At 73.9% G+C, this 19,113-nt stretch carries 17 protein-coding genes; 9 read left to right on the top strand and 8 right to left on the bottom strand.

Annotated features, from left to right (window positions below; all coding sequences use genetic code 11):
* The first annotated feature begins 114 nt into the window (after positions 1-114).
* From IE172_RS03165 to IE172_RS03150, 4 genes are all read left to right on the top strand, one after another.
* Positions 115-1,191: a CbiQ family ECF transporter T component gene (locus IE172_RS03165; protein ID WP_229885792.1), complete on the top strand. Its 1,077-nt coding sequence runs from the start codon at positions 115-117 to the stop codon at positions 1,189-1,191.
* Positions 1,188-2,846 carry an ABC transporter ATP-binding protein gene (locus tag IE172_RS03160; RefSeq protein ID WP_190095480.1) on the top strand — a complete coding sequence of 553 codons (1,659 nt, stop codon included), beginning with the start codon at positions 1,188-1,190 and terminating at the stop codon, positions 2,844-2,846. The genes IE172_RS03165 and IE172_RS03160 overlap by 4 nt, the downstream gene beginning before the upstream one ends.
* Entirely contained in the window at positions 2,843-3,691 is an 849-nt protein-coding gene (locus tag IE172_RS03155) for an ECF transporter S component (RefSeq protein WP_190095479.1), read from the top strand. Before IE172_RS03160 ends, IE172_RS03155 begins: the two co-directional genes overlap by 4 nt.
* A 303-nt stretch (positions 3,692-3,994) precedes the next feature.
* Positions 3,995-4,411, top strand: coding sequence for an aggregation-promoting factor C-terminal-like domain-containing protein (locus IE172_RS03150; RefSeq protein WP_190095478.1), 417 nt, complete (start codon positions 3,995-3,997; stop codon positions 4,409-4,411).
* A 98-nt stretch (positions 4,412-4,509) separates the two neighbouring features.
* Here IE172_RS03150 and IE172_RS03145 read toward each other — a convergent pair whose 3' ends face one another.
* On the bottom strand, positions 4,510-6,018 hold the full coding sequence (locus IE172_RS03145) for a DUF4246 domain-containing protein (protein ID WP_190095477.1): 1,509 nt from the start codon (positions 6,016-6,018) through the stop codon (positions 4,510-4,512).
* A gap of 87 nt (positions 6,019-6,105) precedes the next feature.
* Entirely contained in the window at positions 6,106-8,160 is a 2,055-nt protein-coding gene (locus IE172_RS03140) for a bifunctional glycosyltransferase 87/phosphatase PAP2 family protein (protein ID WP_190095476.1), read from the bottom strand.
* 393 nt (positions 8,161-8,553) lie between these two features.
* On the opposite strand from IE172_RS03140, the gene proP reads away from it, so the two are divergent.
* Complete coding sequence (gene proP, locus IE172_RS03135) at positions 8,554-9,972, top strand: glycine betaine/L-proline transporter ProP (RefSeq protein WP_190095475.1); 1,419 nt, start codon at positions 8,554-8,556, stop codon at positions 9,970-9,972.
* A 77-nt stretch (positions 9,973-10,049) separates the two neighbouring features.
* Positions 10,050-10,727 carry an O-methyltransferase gene (locus IE172_RS03130; protein ID WP_190095474.1) on the top strand — a complete coding sequence of 226 codons (678 nt, stop codon included), beginning with the start codon at positions 10,050-10,052 and terminating at the stop codon, positions 10,725-10,727.
* Between the two features lie 6 nt (positions 10,728-10,733).
* Here IE172_RS03130 and IE172_RS03125 read toward each other — a convergent pair whose 3' ends face one another.
* Positions 10,734-11,129 carry a hypothetical protein gene (locus IE172_RS03125; protein ID WP_190095473.1) on the bottom strand — a complete coding sequence of 132 codons (396 nt, stop codon included), beginning with the start codon at positions 11,127-11,129 and terminating at the stop codon, positions 10,734-10,736.
* A gap of 146 nt (positions 11,130-11,275) precedes the next feature.
* Between IE172_RS03125 and IE172_RS03120 the strand changes: the two genes are divergently transcribed.
* Positions 11,276-11,710: a DnaJ family domain-containing protein gene (locus IE172_RS03120; RefSeq protein ID WP_190095472.1), complete on the top strand. Its 435-nt coding sequence runs from the start codon at positions 11,276-11,278 to the stop codon at positions 11,708-11,710.
* On the opposite strand, the gene IE172_RS03115 is transcribed toward IE172_RS03120, so the two are convergent.
* Together IE172_RS03115 and IE172_RS03110 are read right to left on the bottom strand one after the other, a co-directional pair.
* Entirely contained in the window at positions 11,699-12,337 is a 639-nt protein-coding gene (locus IE172_RS03115; protein ID WP_190095471.1) for a hypothetical protein, read from the bottom strand. The two genes, IE172_RS03120 and IE172_RS03115, sit on opposite strands and share 12 nt — an antisense overlap.
* A gap of 5 nt (positions 12,338-12,342) precedes the next feature.
* A complete protein-coding gene (locus IE172_RS03110; protein ID WP_190095470.1) occupies positions 12,343-13,023 on the bottom strand; it encodes a hypothetical protein in 681 nt (226 codons plus the stop codon).
* A 167-nt stretch (positions 13,024-13,190) separates the two neighbouring features.
* On the opposite strand from IE172_RS03110, the gene IE172_RS03105 reads away from it, so the two are divergent.
* Positions 13,191-13,682 carry a GNAT family N-acetyltransferase gene (locus IE172_RS03105; RefSeq protein ID WP_190095469.1) on the top strand — a complete coding sequence of 164 codons (492 nt, stop codon included), beginning with the start codon at positions 13,191-13,193 and terminating at the stop codon, positions 13,680-13,682.
* A 66-nt stretch (positions 13,683-13,748) separates the two neighbouring features.
* On the opposite strand, the gene IE172_RS03100 is transcribed toward IE172_RS03105, so the two are convergent.
* Positions 13,749-15,833, bottom strand: coding sequence for an MDR family MFS transporter (locus IE172_RS03100; protein WP_190095468.1), 2,085 nt, complete (start codon positions 15,831-15,833; stop codon positions 13,749-13,751).
* Positions 15,834-15,993: 160 nt separating this feature from the next.
* On the opposite strand from IE172_RS03100, the gene IE172_RS03095 reads away from it, so the two are divergent.
* The gene (locus IE172_RS03095; protein ID WP_190095467.1) at positions 15,994-17,100 is read left to right on the top strand and encodes a peptidoglycan-binding domain-containing protein; all 1,107 of its coding nucleotides are present in this window, start codon (positions 15,994-15,996) and stop codon (positions 17,098-17,100) included.
* A gap of 546 nt (positions 17,101-17,646) precedes the next feature.
* Here IE172_RS03095 and IE172_RS03090 read toward each other — a convergent pair.
* Together IE172_RS03090 and IE172_RS03085 are read right to left on the bottom strand one after the other, a co-directional pair.
* Positions 17,647-18,309 carry an HAD-IA family hydrolase gene (locus IE172_RS03090; protein WP_190095466.1) on the bottom strand — a complete coding sequence of 221 codons (663 nt, stop codon included), beginning with the start codon at positions 18,307-18,309 and terminating at the stop codon, positions 17,647-17,649.
* A gap of 200 nt (positions 18,310-18,509) precedes the next feature.
* Positions 18,510-19,091, bottom strand: coding sequence for a TMEM165/GDT1 family protein (locus IE172_RS03085; protein WP_190095465.1), 582 nt, complete (start codon positions 19,089-19,091; stop codon positions 18,510-18,512).
* Between the last annotated feature and the right edge of the window lie 22 nt (positions 19,092-19,113).

Below are 19,113 nucleotides of genomic sequence, written 5' to 3'. Positions count from 1 at the left end.
GGCACGGGTGGGCGGTGGCGGTCCCCCCGCCCGAGCGCGGCCGGGCGGGGGGACGGGACCCGGGAGACACCGGCCGGGCGGACCGCCCCTGCCCGCCCCCGGCGCTCCCCGGCCCTGCACCCCGGTGCCTGGTGGCTGTGGGCGCTGGCCCTCGGCACCGCCGCGACCCGCACCACCAACCCCCTCCTCCTCACCCTGCTCATCGCCACCTCCGCCTACGTCGTGGCGACCCGCCGCCCCCACACGCCCTGGTCCCGCTCCTACGGCGCCTTCGTCAAGCTCGCCGTCGCGGTCATCCTGATCCGCCTCGTCTTCGCGGTGGTCCTCGGCTCCCCCATCCCCGGCGCGCACACCCTGTTCACCCTCCCCGAAGTGCCCCTGCCCGACTGGGCCCAGGGCATCCGGCTCGGCGGCAGGGTGACCGCGGAGGCCCTCACCTTCGCCCTGTACGACGCCCTCCGCCTGGCCACGCTCCTCATCTGCGTGGGCGCCGCGAACGCCCTCGCCAACCCCTCCCGCCTCCTGAAGTCCCTCCCGGGCGCCCTGTACGAGATGGGCGTGGCGGTCGTCGTGGCGCTGACCTTCGCCCCCCACCTCATCGCCGACGTCCGCCGCCTGCGCGCCGCGCGCCGTCTGCGCGGCCGTCCCGACCGGGGCGTACGGGGCCTCCTCCAGGTGGGACTCCCGGTCCTGGAGGGCGCGTTGGAGCGCTCCGTCGCCCTCGCCGCGGCGATGGACGCGCGCGGTTACGGCCGTACCGCCGCCGTCCCGCCCGCCGTCCGCCGCACGACGGCCGCCCTCACCCTCGGCGGTCTGCTCGGCGTCTGCGCGGGAACGTACGGACTCCTCACCGCCGAGGGCGGCAGTTACGGCGTCCCCGTCCTCCTCGCCGGTCTCGCCGCCGCCCTCGCGGGCCTCTGGCTCGGCGGCCGCCGCACCCTGCGCACCCGGTACCGCCCGGACGCCTGGGACGCCCGGGCCTGGCTGGTCACCGCGTCCGGGGTCGCCGTGGCCGCGCTCCTCACCGTCGCCGCCTCACGCGACCCGGCGGCCCTGAACCCCGGCGTGGTGCCGCTCGTCGCGCCCACCCTCCCGCTGTGGCCGGCGGCGGCCGTCCTGATCGGCCTGCTCCCCGCCCTCATCACCCCCGCCCCCGAGGCGCCGCACCCCCGCAAGGAGCCGACGACGTGATCCGCTTCGAGAACGTGTCGGTGACCTACGACGGATCACCCGGACCCGCCGTCCAGGGCGTCGACTTCGAGGTGCCCGAGGGCGAACTGGTGCTCCTCGTCGGCCCGTCCGGCGTCGGCAAGTCGACCGTGCTGGGTGCGGTGAGCGGACTGGTGCCGCACTTCACCGGCGGCACCCTGCACGGCCGGGTCACGGTCGCCGGCCGCGACACCCGCACCCACAAGCCGCGCGAACTGGCCGACGTGGTGGGCACGGTGGGTCAGGACCCGCTCTCCCACTTCGTGACGGACACGGTGGAGGACGAACTCGCCTACGGCATGGAGTCGCTGGGACTCCCCCCGGACGTGATGCGCCGCAGGGTCGAGGAGACGCTTGACCTCCTGGGCCTGGCCGACCTGCGCGACCGTCCCATCGCCACCCTCTCCGGCGGTCAGCGGCAGCGCGTCGCCATCGGCTCGGTCCTCACCCCCCACCCCCGGGTCCTGGTCCTGGACGAGCCGACGTCCGCCCTGGACCCGGCGGCGGCCGAGGAGGTCCTGGCCGTCCTCCAGCGCCTGGTCCACGACCTGGGCACCACCGTCCTCATGGCCGAGCACCGGCTGGAACGCGTCGTCCAGTACGCCGACCAGGTCGCCCTGCTGCCGGGCCCCGGTGAGCGCCCGTGGCTGGGCACCCCGGCGGAGGTGATGGCGGTCTCCCCCGTCCACCCCCCGGTGGTCGCCCTGGGCCGCCTCGCCGACTGGTCGCCCCTCCCCCTGACGGTCCGCGACGCCCGCCGCGAGGCGGGTGCGCTGCGCGAGCGCCTGGCCGGCCACGAACCGCACCGGACAGGCCCCGCGCCCACGCCCCCCGCGCCCGCCCGGCGCCTCTTCCCGCGCGCGAGGGCGAGCGGCACCACCGCTCCGGTGGCCGAGGTCCGCTCCCTCTCGGTGCGCCGCGACCGCGTCCAGGCGCTGCGCGAGGTCGACCTGACGGTCACCCGCGGCGAGACGATCGCCCTGATGGGCCGCAACGGCGCCGGAAAGTCGACGCTGCTCGGCGCGCTGGTGGGCCTGGTCGCCCCCTCCTCGGGCTCGGTCCGCGCCGGAGACGCCGTCCCCCACCGCACCCGCCCCCGCGACCTGGTCCGCCGGGTCGGCCTGGTCCCCCAGGAACCCCGCGACCTGCTCTACGCGGACACGGTCGCGGCGGAGTGCGCGGCCGCCGACCGGGACGCGGAGGCGGCCCCCGGCACCTGCCGCGCCCTGCTCACGCGGCTCCTCCCCGCCGTGGCCGACGACGTCCACCCCCGCGACCTCTCCGAGGGCCAGCGCCTGACCCTCGCCCTCGCCGTCGTCCTCACCGCCCGCCCGCCCCTCCTGCTGCTCGACGAACCGACCCGGGGCCTGGACTACGCGGCGAAGGCCCGCCTGGTCACACTCCTGCGCGAACTGGCCGCCGAGGGCCACGCCATCGTGCTGGCCACGCACGACGTGGAACTGGCGGCGGAGCTCGCCCACCGGGTCGTCCTGCTCGCCGAGGGCGAGGTGATCGCGGACGGGCCGTCGGCCGAGGTGGTCGTGGCGTCCCCGTCCTTCGCCCCGCAGGTGGCGAAGATCCTGGCCCCGCAGGCCTGGCTCACCGTCTCCCAGGTCCGTGAGGCGCTGAGCCGATGACGCCGCCCAGCACCACGGGACGCCGGCCGGACCGCCAGGCCCGCGCCATCCGCCTGGGTCCACGCTCCTGGCTGTCCCTCGCCCTGGTCAGCGCGGTGGGCGTGGCCGGCTTCGGCTGGCCCTTCCTCGCCCCGCCCGCCTCCGCCGTGAACGCCCACGCCCAGGACGCGCCGTGGCTCTTCGCGGGCCTGCTGGTCCTCCTGGTCGCGGTCGTGGCGGCGACGATCTCGGAGTCGGGCCTGGGCCCGAAGGCGGTGGCGATGCTCGGCGTCCTCGCCGCGACGGGCGCCGCCCTGCGTCCCATCGGCGCGGGCACGGCCGGTCTGGAACCCATGTTCTTCCTCATGGTCCTCAGCGGCCGGGTCCTCGGTCCCGGCTTCGGCTTCGTGCTCGGCTCGGTGACGATGTTCGCGTCCGCGCTGCTCACCGGCGGTGTGGGCCCCTGGCTGCCGTTCCAGATGCTGGCGATGGGCTGGTTCACGATGGGCGCGGGCTTCCTGCCGGGCCCCGACCGGCTGCGCGGCCGGGCGGAGCTGTGGATGCTCGCCGGGTACGGCTTCCTGGCGGCCTTCGCCTACGGCACCGTGATGAACATGGCGGGCTGGCCCTTCATGTCCGCGCTGGCCTCGAACATCTCCTTCGACCCGGACGCCTCGCTCCCCGCCAACCTGGCCCGTTTCGTGACCTACTGCCTGGCGACGTCCCTCGGCTGGGACCTGGGCCGCGCCCTGGTCACGGTCGTCCTGACCCTCACCGTGGGCACCGCCCTCCTCAAGGCGCTGCGCCGGGCCACCCGCAGGGCCGCCTTCGAGGCCCCGGTCACATTCGGGGGCACCCCTGAGTGACGCGCCGGACGCACGGTGTGCGCGAGAGGGTGAACCACCCCACATGACCCGCGTCACCTACGACCCGGCACCGTAGCGGCTCCCCGGTCGTCCCGGGGCACGCGACCCGCCGAGTCGGCCGTTCCCCGACCCCGGGTAGTAAAAGGGGTCTTTGCGGGCAATGCCCGGATTTGTTTCTGTGGAGCAGTCGCCAGGCGCCGACGCCCTCCACGGGGTCGCGGCGCCGACGTATGCCCCCGCCGCACACCGCGGCATCCGGCACGGCGTAGCGCGACTCCCCTGCTTCCGACCGAAAGGCCGCCTGTGTCCGCCGCTTCCTTCCTCCGCACCGTCGCCACCCCGAAGAAGACCCTCGCCGGTGCCGCCCTGGTCGCCGCCACCTGCGGCACCCTGATCGCCGCAGCGCCCGCCCAGGCCGCGAGCACGAGCGCGTCCTCGGCGCAGGCGACGGCGCAGAAGATGATCGGCAACTCGGCCGAGTTCCAGTGCTTCTCGAAGATCGTCCAGCACGAGAGCGGCTGGAACCACACCGCCACCAACGCCTCCAGCGGCGCCTACGGCCTGGTCCAGGCGCTGCCGGCCTCCAAGATGGCCTCGGCCGGCTCCGACTGGAAGACCAACCCCGCCACCCAGATCAAGTGGGGCCTGGACTACATGAAGGACCGCTACGGCAGCGCCTGTGACGCCTGGTCCTTCTGGCAGTCCAACAACTGGTACTGATCCACTCCGGACGCACCCCCGTACCGAAGGCGGCGGCCCCATGATCCCCGGGGCCGCCGCCTTCGTCGTCCCGCCACCGTCCGGGGCGGGCGGCTCTCTCAGTGCTCGCAGAGGGAGAACTGGCGTTCGTAGATCTGCTCGTTGTGCTCGTCGACGAAGAACTTGCGTTCCCGCATGAGCTGTTCGCGGTACTCCTTCGCCTCGTCGAGCGTCATGGTCGAGGTGTCGGACCATGGTTGCTGCGGAGGCACGTCGGAGGTCGAGACGAGCGTCTCCGACGGGTCGACCAGGAAGAACGCGAGGATCTTGCGGTGCCCCGGGCGGGTGGGGTCCTCGAGGCGGAACGAGCCGACCCGGTGCTGCAGCACGTTCGGGAACGCCAGACAGCGGCCCGCCGGGGTCGACGCCGATCCCAGCAGCTGGTTCAGCGCGCCCTCGTTCTCCAGGCCGTACACCTCACGCACGCCGTCGTCGTCGTTCTGTTCGTACTCCGGTTCGTCGAGTGCCGTCCGGAAACCCAGCCGGCTCTCGGTGATGTTCTCGCTGTCCCAGTAGTAGATGCCGGTCGAGACGATCCGCTCGTTCAGCATTCCCTCGACGTGCCAGGAACCGCCCGCGTACTCGGGCTTGTCCGGGGTGAGACAGATGGTGGCGAGCTTGACGACGACCTGGAGACGGCGGCCCCGCAGGTCGATCCGGTCGGAGTCGCCGGGCACCTCGGGCGGGGTGAAGACCGGGGCGTCCGGGACGACCGGGCGGCGGTTGGCGTACCAGGCGTCGCAGGCCTCCCGCCAGGCGCTCCGGGCCTTCTCGTAGGCCTCGTCGTCCGGGTACGAGGACCTGTGCGGGTACTCCGGTTCCGAGTCGTACCACCCGTAGGAGTCGGCGTCGATGCGCAGGGGTCTCGGATGGCGCAGATCCGTGAGCACGTTCTCGAAGAGCGGGCGGAAACGCGCGAACAGGTCCGGCAGGACCGCGGCCAGTTCGCGATGCTCCTCGGGGTGGACGTTGTTGACGTACGAGCGGAAGGCGACATCGCCGCCGTCACTCACGTCGACGTCCGTGGGCAGCCACTGGAACCGCTCCGAGAACTCGTATCTGGCGTACGGGCCGGTCGGGTTGTGCCAAGCCCGCCCGGGTGCCCCGCTCACCTCTCGCACCAGGCAGAAGAGCGAGGGATGCACCAGGTCCAGTACCTGGCCGTCGGATCCGGGATGCCAGTCCTTCTCCGCTTCGGGGACCTCCTCCAGGACCCGGACCGCCTCGCGCAGCCGGGTCGCGAGCCCGTCGTCGATCAGGGTGTCCGACTGCCACACCCCGTCGACGGCGGACACCTCGACGCCGGTCCGCGGGTCCCGCAGCGCGGCGTAGTGCCGGAGTTCGGCGAGCACGTAGCGGACCTGCGCTTCGGTGAGGCCCTGGTCGGCCGCTTCCCGCGTCCACCGGGCGACGACGTCCGCGTCGTTCATCTTGTCGAACCACCCGGGCTTGGCCCGTATGTGGGCGCTGCACCGCATCATGTCGAGTTCCCGCAGCGTCCGGGGTGTCGCGGACCCCATGAAAGTGGCGGCGCGGAAGGGCAGGGGGAAAGCAAACAGGCCGGTCAATTCCTTTGGTCCTCACGGTCGGTGTGCGGTGGCCGGAAGACTACGTCAGCACACTGACACCGCTCCTGGGCCGGCGAGGACACCGGGTCAGCTCGGCGTACGGTCCTTCGCCGGCACCGGCCGCTCGCCGCCGGACCCGGTGGCGGCCACCACCGCCGTGGCGGCGCGGGGGCCCTGGAGGAGGTACGTCAGGCCGAAGCCGCCGCCGACGACGAGCGCGCCGCCGGCCGCGTCCAGGATCCAGTGGTTGCCGGTGGCGACGATGGCGGCGGCCGTGAAGAGGGGATGGAGGAGGCCGAGGACCTTCATCCAGGGCCTCGGCGCGATGATCGCGATGACCAGCCCGCACCACAGGGACCAGCCGAAGTGCAGCGACGGCATCGCCGCGTACTGGTTGGTGAGGTGGGTGAGGGTGCCGTAGTCGGGCTGGGCGAAGTCCTGGACGCCGTGCACCGTGTCGATGATGCCGAGGTCCGGCATGAGGCGGGGCGGGGCGAGCGGGTAGAGCCAGAAGCCGACGAGGGCGAGCAGGGTGGTGAAGCCGAGGGCCGAACGGGCCCAGCGGTAGTCGACGGGGCGGCGCCAGTACAGCAGGCCCAGCACGGTCAGCGGGACGACGAAGTGGAACGACGTGTAGTAGAGGTCGAAGAAGTCCCGCAGCCAGCCGATCCTCACCACGGCGTGGTTGACGGCGTGTTCGATGTCCATGCGGAGCAGCCGCTCGAGGTCGAGGATCTGCTGTCCGTGTTCCTCGGCGCGGGCCCGGCCCGCCGAGTTGCTGCCGCCGGTCGCGGCGAGCCGGACCTGGGCGTACGCGGCGTAGGTGACGCGGATCAGGAGGAGTTCGAGCAGGAGGTTCGGGCGGATGAGCACCCGGCGCAGGAACGGCAGCAGGGGGACGAACGCGAAGCGTGCCGGGACGGGCGGGGCGTACGGGGTGGGGGCGGGGGTGCGGAAGTGGCGGGAGGCGCGGGAGAGGAAGGGGACGGCGGTGGCGGCGGCCAGGGCGGCGAGGAGGACGACGTTGTCCCGCACCGGGTACAGGAACGCCATGTTCGGCAGCATCATCTTCGCCGGCAGCGTCATGACGAGGACGACGGCGAGGGGCCACACCATCCGGTCGCGGGCGCGTCCGCCGACCCGGCCGACGGCGGTGAGCAGCACCCACAGCAGCTGGTGCTGCCACGCGGTCGGGGCGATCACGATGGCGGCGCAGCCGGTGACGGCGACCGCGAGGAGTAACTGGCCGTCGTGGGCGTAGTGGACGGCGCGGCGCAGGGCGAGGACCACGACGGCGGCGCCGAGCAGCAGGAGGACGGCGATCTCCAGGGGCCCTTCGAGGCCGAGGCGGAGCAGGGCGCCGTGCAGGGACTGGTTGGCGAGGGCGTCGGCGGGGCCGCCGAGGCCGGCGCCCGCCAGGTGGCGCACCCAGTAGGTGGAGGAGTCGTGCGGCATCGCGGCCCAGGCGAGCGCGGTGAGGGCGGTGAAGGTGACGCCGGTGGCGGCCGCGACCCGGCGGCGGCCGGTGCACCACAGCAGCGGGGCGAAGAGGAGCAGGGTCGGCTGGAGGGCCGCCGCGACGCCGATGAGGACGCCGCCGGCGTGCCGGCCGCGGACGGCGAAGCAGCCCAGCAGGACGAGCAGGACCGGGATGATGCTGGTCTGGCCGAGCCAGAGGGTGTTGCGCACCGGCAGGGACAGCATGAGCAGGGTGACGGCGACGGGCGCGGCGAGGATCGCGGTGCGCCGGCCGGCCGGCTGGGGCAGTGCGCGGGCGGCGGTCAGGCCGAGGGCGACGACCAGCAGCAGGGTGCCGAAGGTCCAGCCCCAGCCGAGGGCCTGTTCCGCGGTGCGGGTGAGGGGTTTGAGGACGAGCCCGGCCAGGGGGGTGCCGGTGAACCGGGTCGAGTCGTAGAGGGAGCCGCCGGTGTGCAGGACGCCGTCGGGGCCCACCCAGGTCTCCAGGGCCGTCAGGCGCTCCCCGCTGGGCGTGGTGAGGACGGCGGCGACCTGGCGTACGGCGAGGAGGGCGGCGAGCAGCCACAGTCCCAGGCGCGCCACGCGCAGCCGTGCCCGGGTGCCGTCGGCGGCCGTCGCCCCGAGTGACTCCGTCGGTCGTCCACCGCGCTCCGCGTTCGCCACGCCTCGTCGGCCTCCCGCCCCGTTTCGCTCCGTGCGTCCCGTGCGTGGGGTGCGTCCCGCGCGCCCCGTGCGGCCCGCGGCACTCCCTGGACAGGACGCAGGAAACCGAGGCTTCACCTGACGGCCCGCTCACTTTTGTCCGGATGACGATAGTCCGCGCCGGGTCGCGGTGCCCGCGGTTGACGCGAGAAGCATCACAACGGGTGGGCGCCCGGGGCGTCCGGTGACGGTGCCGCGTCCCTGTACACACGGCATTTACATGCACTATGCATCTAGTCGCGTACCGCCCGTAAGGGGGCGAACGGCGCCTATCGTCGCTGGCTTCGGCCCGCCCGACAGTGCCGCCGCGCGGACCTCGTCCCCGTCCCCGTCGAAAGGCAGGCGAGCGAAGTCTTGTCGACTGTCCCGGTCGCCACTCATCACCCCGTCGCCCCCGGTCCCGCCGGTTCTCCGTCGCCGGAGCGGGCCGGTTCCGCGCAGGCACCCACCGTCACCGACCCCGCGCTGGTCCGGCGTGCCGTGAAGGCGGCCGCCCTGGGCAACGCGATGGAATGGTTCGACTTCGGTGTCTACAGCTACCTCGCCGTCACGCTCGGCAAGGTGTTCTTCCCGTCGGGCGATCCCACCGCCCAGTTGCTGTCCGCGTTCGGCGCCTTCGCCGCGGCCTTCCTGGTCCGCCCGCTCGGCGGTCTGGTGTTCGGCCCGCTCGGCGACCGGGTGGGGCGGCAGAAGGTCCTCGCCCTCACCATGATCATGATGGCGGCGGGCACCTTCGCCATCGGCCTGATCCCCTCCTACGCGGCGATCGGCGTGGGCGCCCCGATCCTGCTGCTGGCGGCCCGCCTGGTGCAGGGCTTCTCCACCGGCGGCGAGTACGCCGGCGCCTCCACGTTCATCGCCGAGTACGCGCCCGACCGGCGGCGCGGCTTCCTCGGCAGCTGGCTGGAGTTCGGCACGCTCGCCGGTTACGTCGCCGGCGCGGGCCTGGTCACGCTGATGACCGCGCTGCTGTCGCCGGAGGACCTGCTGTCGTGGGGCTGGCGCCTCCCGTTCCTGATCGCCGGCCCGATGGGCGTCGTCGGCCTCTATCTGCGGATGCGCCTGGAGGAGACCCCGGCGTTCGCGGCCGAGGTCGCCAAGTCCGAGCACGCGCGCCCGAAGGTGCCGCTGCGGGAGATGGTCTCCGGCCAGTGGCGGGCGCTGCTGCTCTGCGTGGGCCTGGTGCTCGTCTTCAACGTCACCGACTACATGCTGCTGTCGTACATGCCGAGCTACCTCACCGGTGAGCTGGGCTACGACGCGGCACACGGCCTGGTCGTCGTGCTGGGCGTGATGGTGCTGATGATGATCGTCCAGCCGTTCGCGGGCCTGCTGACCGACCGGGTCGGCCGGCGTCCGGTGATCGCGGCCGGCTGCGCGGGGTTCCTGCTGCTGTCCGTGCCGGCGCTGCTGCTGATCCGCGACGGCTCGCTGCTCGCGGTCGCCGCCGGCCTCGGCGCGCTCGGGCTGCTCCTGGTCTGCTTCACCGCGGCCATGCCGTCCGCGCTGCCCGCGCTGTTCCCCACCCGGGTGCGCTACGGCTCGCTGTCGATCGGCTTCAACGTCTCGGTGTCCCTCTTCGGCGGCACGACCCCGCTGGTGGTCACGGCCCTGATCGGCGCGACCGGTGACGTGATGATGCCCGCCTACTACATGATGGCGGCGGCCGTGATCGGCGGGTTCGCGGTGTGGCGGATGACCGAGTCGGCGGGACGTCCGCTGCCGGGGTCGCCGCCGTCGCTGGAACCCGGGACACGCAGGGGAAAGGCCTGACGCGGGCGGTGCGGCGACGTATCTTCGGAGCGAACTTAGTTAGAGAGACTAAGCAGCCGCACGGAAGGCACAGGTGGATGAGCGAGTCGCAGCTCTGGCGCACGGTGGACGGCTACTTCGCCGACCGCCTCCTGACCGACGCCCCCGACGAGGCGCTGACGGCCGCGCTGCGCGACAGCGACGCCGCCGGCCTCCCGCCGATCGCCGTGTCCCCCGTGGCGGGCAAGCTGCTCCAGCTCCTCGCCCAGGTGCGGGGGGCCCGCCACATCCTGGAGATCGGCACGCTCGGCGGTTACAGCACCATCTGGCTGGGCCGCGCCCTCCCGCCCGACGGGCGGCTGATCTCCCTGGAGTACGACCCCCGGCACGCCGAGGTCGCCGTGCGCAACATCGCCCGCGCGGGACTCGACCGGCAGGTGGAGGTACGGGTGGGCGCGGCGCTGGACTCCCTGCCCGCGCTGGCCGACGAGAACCCGCCCCCGTTCGACCTGGTCTTCATCGACGCCGACAAGGTGAACAACCCGCACTACGTGGAGTGGGCGCTCAGGCTGACCGGCGCGGGCGGCCTCATCGTGCTGGACAACGTGGCACGGGGCGGACGGGTGGCCGATCCGGACAACACCGACCCGGACGTGGTGGGCACCCGCGCCGCCCTCGACCTGATCGGCAGCCACCCCCGGCTGACGGGTACGGCGATCCAGACGGTCGGCGCCAAGGGCTACGACGGTTTCGCCCTGGCCCGCGTACTGGCGTGAGCCCCGCTACCGGACCTCGTGGTAGAAGCCCACGTTGACGCTGCGCGGGGCGGTGCGGTCCTGGATGACGACCTCGCCGCTGCCGCCCCGGGGCAGCGCGACCGTACCGCCGTAGGCGACCGGGTGGGCGTACTCCCCGAGGGTCAGCCGGACCTCGCTGGACGGCTCCGGCAGCGAGCCGCGCAGCCAGGTGAGCTGCCAGGTGCCGTCCTGCGCGCAGGAGAACTCCAGGTGGACGCGCGAGACGAACAGCCAGTCGTCCGGCGTCGAGAGCCGGCACAGCGACCTGTCCCGGCCCACCCGCAGCAGGGCGCCCGGCTCGCTGGGCGCGTCGGCCATGAGCATGCCGGCCGTGGCACCCGCTTCCGCCGCGGACACCGCGGCCATGGTGAGTTCGAGCACCTGTGCTCCTCCTGAGACGTCCCGCGGGCCGGGGAGGCCCCGGGTCCGGCGGCGGCCGGGGCGTGCCGTGCGCGGCGGGTCCGGGTCGGCCCGTCGCCGCCGAATGATAAAACGCCCGGCAGGGTTGCGTCCGGCACAATGGACTCATGACCGAGCGAAAGCCACCCGGCGTCGACTTCGAGAGCTGGGTCGACAAGCAGATCCGCGACGCCGACGCGCGCGGGGAGTTCGAGCAGCTGGCGGGCGCGGGCAAGCCGCTCCCCCGCGAGGTCGAGAGCACCTACGACGAACTGTGGTGGGTGAAGCGGAAGATGGCCCGTGAGGGCTTCTCGGTGCTGCCGCCGACACTGGCCCTGCGCAAGGAGGCCGAGGACGCGCTGGAGGCGGCTTACGCGGCTCCCTCGGAGCGGATCGTCCGGAAGATCCTCACGGAGATCAACGCCAGGATCAGCGAGATGATGTTCAAGCCGCCGCCCGGCCCCCCGCTGGGAAAGAAGCCGTACGACGTCGAGGACGTCGTACGGCAGTGGCGGGAGCGCCGGGCGGCGGCGGGCGGGTCGGACCCCGGTTCAGACGTGTAGCAGGCGGTCCGCCAGCTCGCGGTAGTCCCGCAGGGCCAGGCGCAGTTGCTCGGTGTCGGTCGCCGCGGCGGCCTGCCCGTCACCGGGCCCCGCCGTGCCCGCGGTCTCCCAGGACCGGCGCAGGGTGCGGCGCCGCTCGGTCACCGCGTCCGTGAAGCGCTCGGCCAGCTCCCGCAGTACGTCGTCGGCCTCCCGCACGGCCTCCCGGGGCGCGTCGACGAACCCGGCCACGGCCTGCTGCAACTGCGCGGCGAGCTGGTCGGTGTCGTCGTGCGCGAGGAGCCGGTGGTGGGAGCCGGAGCCGTCCTCGCCGCCGTGGCGGGCGTGGGCGGGTGCGTGGGCGGGGGCGCCGGTGGCCGCCGGGGCCGCGGGCGTCCCGGCGCCCGTCGCGTGCGTCCCGTCCCGGCCGAGGCCGGCCGGCTCGGTGTCACCGGACCGGTGGTGCGGGGCGGCCGGGGTGCCGGCGCCGCGGGCGGTGTCCCGGCCGGTGCCGGGAGCGGTGCGCGGGGTGCCCCGGTCGGTGTCGGGAGCGGTGCGCGGGGTGCCCCGGTCGAGCGGGGTGCCGTCGTTGAGCGGGGTGCCCTCGTCGAGGGGGGTGCCTCCGGGGCGTCGGGTCACGTCGGTCATCTTGTTCAGCTCTCCTTCGCCTGGCGCCGGTGGAGCAGGGACGGTGTGTGGTGGCCGCGCCGGGCGGCCGGGGCGGCGTGCTCGGCCTCGCCGGCGCGCCCGCCGCGGTGACGGCCGTCCTCGTGCCGGGACGGGCGCACCAGTTCGTCGAAGAGGGCGCGGGCCTCGACCATCGCCTCGCGCATCTCCTCGGTGCCCGCGCCGCCGTCCTGCGCGCCGTTGGCGCGCGCCTGGGCCACGCGGTGCACGCGCCGGTAGCCCTCGACGTGGTGGGCGTGATGCACGGACAGCGCGGACAGCTGGTCCTCGTAGTGCCCGTCGGCGGGGAAGCCGCGGACGCCCGCGAGTTCGGCGATCAGGTGGTCGGCCTCGGCGACGGCGTCGCGCGGGGACTCGACGAACCGCTCCTGCGCGGCCGTCCAGCGCGCCTCGAAACGCTCGCGCTCGGCGGACTCCAACGGCCGTACACGCAGGTCGCCGTGGCGCTCCACGCGCTCGGCGAGTTCCCGCTCGGCGGCCTTGGTGTCCCCGTCGTGCCGGGCGACGGCACGGTCGTACTCGGGCCCGAAGCGCCGCTTCAGGCTCGTACCGTGCCGCGAGCCACGGTTACGCAGGGTCAGCACGGCCGCGACGGCGACAACGACCGCGACAATCACGATCAACGCAATGATCAGGCCAGTGGACATGGATGCCTTCCGGGTTCTCGGCCCAACCGGCACTCCTCGCGAGCCGGTTCGTTCCTTCCGTGTTGCCCGATGCTCCCCGCACAAACTGCGCGACACAGACACCGCGTTCCGCGCGGCCGGCATATCCGCTTGCGCGACCGCCACCCGGACCGCCGACAATGCCCCGCATGGTGTGGACAGTTGCCCCGGAACCGTACGACTCCCCCGTCGCCGCCGCGCTGTGGCGGGCGTACTACACGGAGGTCAGCGACCGCTGGTACCTGCTGCACGAGGGACGCCGGACCGATCCGGCGGAGCTGGAGCGCGAGATCGCGGCCGGAGCGGAGGGCGGCCTGGTGCCGCCCCGCGGGGGACTGCTGGTCGCGCGGTACGCGGGTGAGGCGGCCGGGAGTGCGGGGTTCCGGCTGCTGGACGGCGCGACGGCCGAGCTGACCCGGGTGTTCCTCCGCGAGGGGATGCGCGGCAGGGGCGGCGCGGGCCGGCTGGTGCGGGCGGCCGAGGACGCGGCACGGGCGGCGGGGGCGACGCGGATGGTCCTCGACACGCGCACGGACCTCGTGGAGGCGCGGGCCCTGTACGCCCGGCTGGGGTACACCGAGACCGCGCCGCACAACGCGGATCCGTACGCCGACCACTGGTTCGCCAAGCCGCTCCGCTGACGGGCCGGCCGGCCGGACGGGTCGCTCCCGCGCAGGGGGAAGGGGAGCGACCGGACCGTGACCGGCTCAGCCCGTCGGGGTCGTCGCGCGCGCGTCGTGCGGGCGTTCGCCGCGTGAGCCGCACAGTTCGTCGTTCAGCTCGTGCACCAGCTGCACCAGATCGGTCGGCCGGTCCGGCCCCCACCAGTCGCCCAGCAGCTCGGCCAGGGACTCCTCACGCGCCCGCGCCAGGCGTTCGCTCACCTCGCGGCCCTCGTCGGTCAGCACCATGTCGATGCCCCGGCGCACGGCGAGGCGCCGGATCTCGACCTGCCGGGTGGCCTCCAGGACGACGTCCAGCGGGACCGGGTTGCGTTCGGCGAGCCGGGCCGGTTCCACCGAGCCGTGCCGGCGCATCCGCAGCAGCAGCCAGCTCGCCGCGGGCAGCAGGTCGTAGCCCGCGCGGTCGGTGATCCTCCGGTAGATCTCGCGCCGTCCCTCGCGCGTGCCCAGCACCGACAGCGCACGGCACACCTCGTCGTAGGAGGACCGCTCCACGGGGTTGCTGGCGAAGGTCTCGCTCACGTCGGGCGCGGTGACGGAGGCCCGCAGGCGGTCCTCCTTGAGGAACCAGGCCAGCACGAAGCCGAGGAGGGCCACGGGCACGGCGTACAGGAAGACGGCGGTGATGGCGTTGGAGTAGGCGTCGAGCGCCGGCGGCCGCAGGGACGGCGGCAGGGCGGCGATGCCGCGCGGGTCGGCCTCCAGCGTGCCGGGGGAGACGCCGGGCGGGAGCGGCGCGTCACGGAAGGCGGCCGTGAGCTCGTCCCCGAGGCGGCCCGCGAAGATCGCGCCGAAGACGGCGACGCCGAACGAGGCGCCGATGGAGCGGAAGAACGTGGCGCCGGCGGTGGCGACGCCGAGGTCCTCGTAGGAGACGGCGTTCTGCACGATCAGCACCAGGACCTGCATCACCAGGCCCAGTCCGGCGCCGAACACGAAGAAGTAGACGCTCATCAGCGCGGTGGAGCTGTGCGCGTCGAGCTGGTGCAGCAGCAGCAGTCCGACGGCGGTGACGCCGGTGCCCGCGATGGGGAACACCTTCCAGCGGCCGGTGCGGCTGACGATCTGCCCGGACCCGGTGGAGGACAGCAGCATGCCCGCCACCATCGGCAGCATGTGCACGCCGGACAGGGTGGGGCTGATGCCGTGGACCACCTGGAGGAAGGTCGGCAGATACGTCAGCGCGCCGAACATGGCGAAGCCGACGATGAAGCTGATCACGGCGGACAGCGTGAAGGTGCGCACGCCGAACAGCTTCAGCGGCAGTACGGGTTCGGCGGCCCGGCGCTCGACGGCCACGAAGGCGACGACGAGGACGGCGCCGAGCACCGCGAGCCCGATGATCTGCGGCGACGCCCAGGCCCAGGTGGTGCCGCCGAGGGAGGCGACCAGCACCAGGCAGGTGGCGACGGAGGCGATGAGGAAGGTGCCGAGGTAGTCGATGACGTGCTTGGTCGACTTGCGCGGGATGTGCAGCACCGCCGCGATCACGGCGAGCGCGACGACACCGACGGGCAGGTTGACGTAGAACACCCAGCGCCAGCTCAGGTGCTCGGTGAACAGTCCGCCGAGCAGCGGCCCGAGCACGCTCGTCGCGCCGAACACCGCCCCGAACAGACCCTGGTAGCGGCCCCGTTCGCGGGGCGGCACGAGGTCGCCGACGATCGCCATCGACAGCACGATCAGCCCGCCCCCGCCCAGCCCCTGGAGCGCACGGAACCCGATCAGCTGCGGCATGTCCTGGGCGGCGCCGCACAGCGCGGAGCCCACCAGGAAGATCACGATGGCGAGCTGGAAGAGGCGTTTGCGTCCGTACTGGTCGCCGAGTTTGCCCCACAGGGGGGTCGCGGCGGTGGAGGCCAGCAGGTAGGCGGTGACCACCCAGGAGAGGTGCTCCAGGCCGCCCAGATCGCTGACGATGGTGGGCAGGGCGGTGGAGACGATGGTCTGGTCGAGCGCGGCGAGCAACAGGCCGAGCAGCAGGGCGCCGATCGAGAACAGGACGTTGCCCGACACCTGTTCCCGGTCGCCGGCGGGCGGCGGTCCGGAGCGGTGTGCGGGCTGCGCGTCACTCGTCTGCGGCGCCGTACCGTGCTCGTCGCCGGCCATGCGGACCTCCACGGGTTCTCGTTCTCCCCACCCATCGTGATCGGTGTGACCCGTTATGGCCTGTTGAGTCCTGCCGGAAGCCCGCATTCCGGGGGCGCGCGGGCCGGGCTGTGAAGAAGATCTGCATAATCTCTGGAGTTCGCGAGGGGAGGGACCACACGTGGAACAGCCGAACGGAAACCCGTGCCCGGAGTGCGGTGCGCCCAGGAACAGGGACAACACGCCGTCCTGTGCCTGCACACGGCGTGCGTCCGACGCCCTCCGCGACGCGCGTACGGCGGAGGCCGCGGCGGCGGAGGACTTCGATCCGCTGCGCATCCGGCCGTACGTCGAGCTGGACGGCGGGAGCGGGCGGAGTACGCCGGACGGGGCGCAGGAGCGGCCGGAAGCGGCCGGTGCCGCGGCCCCGGGCAGCGGGCCGGCCCCGGGCGCGCCCGACGAGACGATGCCGTTGCGTGCCGTCCCGCCGGAGGCGGCGGTGCCGGGCGGGACGGACGCGGCGTCCGCGCTGCCGACGCCCCTCGGTCCGGCGACGACGCGGCCGAGCGCCACGGACCTCAACCTGTTCGACGGCACGCAGCCGATCGCGCGCGTGCCGGACGGACACGCCCCGGACGCCCACGCCCCGCACGACGGCGGCGGGGCGCCGCCGCGCCGGCGTCGCCGTGGAGCGCTGTTCGCGGTCGGCGGGGCCGTCGTCCTCGTCGTGGGGGCCGCGGGGTGGGCGAGCGGGATGTTCTCGTACGAGACGCCGTCCCGCGACGGTGCGGCACCGCGGGAGGTGCGGGCGAGCGTCCCGGACGCGTCGCCCGAGGAGCCGTCCGAGGAGCCGACGGCCGGCGCCTCCACCGCTTCGCCGACGTCGTCCGCCTCCCCGTCGGCCTCCCCGTCCGCGAGCGCGAGCTCCTCGGCCTCGCCGTCACCGTCGGCGTCCAGCACCTCGCCGACCCCGACGGCACCGGCCGAACCGTCCGCGACCCCGACGAGCGCCTCCCCCTCCGCGGGAGCCCCTCAGGAGTCCGGCGAGGACGACCCCGCCGGCTCCGCCCCGGTGCTGCGCCGCGGCGACCGCGGCCCGGAGGTCACCGAACTCCAGCAGCGCCTGGACCAGTTGTACCTGTACAACGACGACATCAACGGCCAGTTCAACCGCCGCGTCGAAGACGCCCTGCGCAACTACCAGTGGTCCCGGGGAATCCGCGAGGACCTGGGCGTCTACGGCCCCCAGACCCGGTCCCGCCTGGAAACGGAGACCCGCGAGCCGTGAACGGCGGACCCGGCACCCGCCGAGGCCCAAACCGTGGACGCGTCGCCTCCCGCCGGGGGCGCGGCGACCGCTGAGGACCGTGAACGCGGCTCCCTCCTGGCGGAGGGCCCCGGCGACCGCAAAGGCCGCTGACGGCGGATGCGGCGGCCTCCGGCCGGAGGGCTCGGCCGACGTGCCGAGACGTGGACCGCGGGCGCGGCCGGCTGCCGGAGGGGCGTGCCGCCACCGCGGCGTTCCGCCCGGCCGGGCGGAACGCCGGGTGCTCGCCCCGGCACGCCACCGTCCAGGACGGAACCCGGGACCGTGACCGGCCGGTTCCCGCTCCGAGAGTGGGCGTCCCCGTCAGGCGGCCCGGGGCGAGCCGTGCGCGCGGCCGGAGGGTCCTCCCGCTCAGGAGCGGATCGGGCACGGGCAGCCGCCCGGGAACCGGGACCCGTGACGTACACGGGGCGGAGGTGCACCGGCCGGACGGATCCGGGCCCGCACGGCGCGGGCCCGGTGGAGCGGAGTCACGCAGCCGTGGGTCCGGTGCGCCGGGAGCCGCCGCTACGGCGTGATGTGCAGGCGGATCGTGCCGTCCGGGTCCGGGTCGACCCGGACCCGGGTCAGGTCGCGGACGACCACGTCCGGGGCGTGGAAGGCGGCGCGGGGGCCGATGCCCACGACGCGCATGCCGGCCGCGCGGCCCGCCGCGATGCCGGCGCCGGAGTCCTCGAAGACCACGCAGTCGGCCGGGGCGACGCCCAGTTCGGCCGCGCCCTTGAGGAAGCCCTCGGGGTCGGGCTTGCTGGCGTCGACGGACTCCGCGGTCACCCGGACGTCCGGCTGCTCCAGCCCGGCGGCGGCCATCCGCGCCGTCGACAGGGCGATGTCGGCGGAGGTCACGAGGGCGTGCGGCAGGCCCTTGAGGGAGGTGAGGAAGTCGTGGGCACCCGGTACCTGGACGACGCCCTCGGTGTCGGCGGTCTCCTCGGCGAGCATGCGGGCGTTGTCGGCGTGGTTCTGCTCCATGGGGCGCCCGGGCAGCAGCAGGGCCATCGAGGCGTAGCCCTGACGTCCGTGCACGACCTTCATGACCTCGTCGCCGTCGAGCCCGTTGCGGTCGGCCCAGCGCCGCCAGACGCGCTCGACGGAGGCGTCGGAGTTGACGAGGGTGCCGTCCATGTCCAGCAGGAGGGCACGGGCGGTGAGTACGGCGGTGGCCGTCATCGGCGGCTCCAAAGCGCGGAGGGTCCGTTCGGGGGGACAAGGCGGCCCCGCCCGCCGGTCAGGGAAAACGGGCGGGAGCCACTTTGTTCATCCACGGTACAAAATCGACCCGGCATCCCGCCACCGGGTTCACCGAGCGTTCACCGACACTTCGGCCCGCCGTCGCCCCGCTGGGCGCCCGTGGCGGGCGCCGGCGGGCGTCAGGCGGTGACCGCCTCCCACAGGCTCCACACGCCGAGGCCCAGCATCAGCAGCGCCGCGATCCGCGTGATCAGCTTCAGCGGCACCCGCTTCATCAGCGCCTTTCCGCCGACGATGCCGAGCCCTGCCACCGCCCACAGCGCGAGCACCGCGCCCAGGCCGACGGAGAGCGGGTCGTCGTAGCGGGCGGCGAGGTTGGCCGTCATGATCTGCGTCAGGTCACCGAACTCGGCGACGAGGATCAGCATGAATCCGGCCCCGGAGACCTTCCAGAAGCTCTGGTCCTCCGGCTTGCGGATCTCCTCCTCGCCGTCGTCCTTCTTGAGCAGCAGCACCGCCGCGCCGCCCAGGAACAGCGCACCCGTGACGGCGTGCACGATCTGCTGCGGCAGCAGGGTGAGGACACTGCCGGCCGCCACGGCGAGCGCGACGTGCACGGCGAAGGCGGCGGCGACACCGGCGAAGACGTACGAGGCGCGGTAGCGGGTGCCGAGGACGAGGCCGGCGAGGGCGGTCTTGTCCGGCAGTTCGGCGAGGAAGACGACGCCGAAGACGACGGCCGTCACGGTCAGGCTGATCAACGGTTCCTCAATCGGTCGGGGC

The sequence above is a fragment of the Streptomyces griseoflavus genome (assembly GCF_014649995.1).
In the GTDB taxonomy this organism is placed as follows: Bacteria; Actinomycetota; Actinomycetes; order Streptomycetales; family Streptomycetaceae; genus Streptomyces; species Streptomyces griseoflavus.
This window is presented reverse-complemented; position numbering and strand designations above follow the sequence as displayed.

Bases quoted from the DNA above. Each gene is read 5' to 3' on its own strand.
- IE172_RS03115 (WP_190095471.1), bottom strand. From the start codon at position 12,337: ATGACCGACGTGACCCGACGCCCCGGAGGCACCCCCCTCGACGAGGGC.
- IE172_RS03100 (WP_190095468.1), bottom strand. From the start codon at position 15,833: ATGGCCGGCGACGAGCACGGTACGGCGCCGCAGACGAGTGACGCGCAG.
- IE172_RS03155 (WP_190095479.1), top strand. From the start codon at position 2,843: ATGACGCCGCCCAGCACCACGGGACGCCGGCCGGACCGCCAGGCCCGC.
- IE172_RS03110 (WP_190095470.1), bottom strand. From the start codon at position 13,023: ATGTCCACTGGCCTGATCATTGCGTTGATCGTGATTGTCGCGGTCGTT.
- IE172_RS03105 (WP_190095469.1), top strand. From the start codon at position 13,191: ATGGTGTGGACAGTTGCCCCGGAACCGTACGACTCCCCCGTCGCCGCC.
- IE172_RS03090 (WP_190095466.1), bottom strand. From the start codon at position 18,309: ATGACGGCCACCGCCGTACTCACCGCCCGTGCCCTCCTGCTGGACATG.
- IE172_RS03120 (WP_190095472.1), top strand. From the start codon at position 11,276: ATGACCGAGCGAAAGCCACCCGGCGTCGACTTCGAGAGCTGGGTCGAC.
- IE172_RS03130 (WP_190095474.1), top strand. From the start codon at position 10,050: ATGAGCGAGTCGCAGCTCTGGCGCACGGTGGACGGCTACTTCGCCGAC.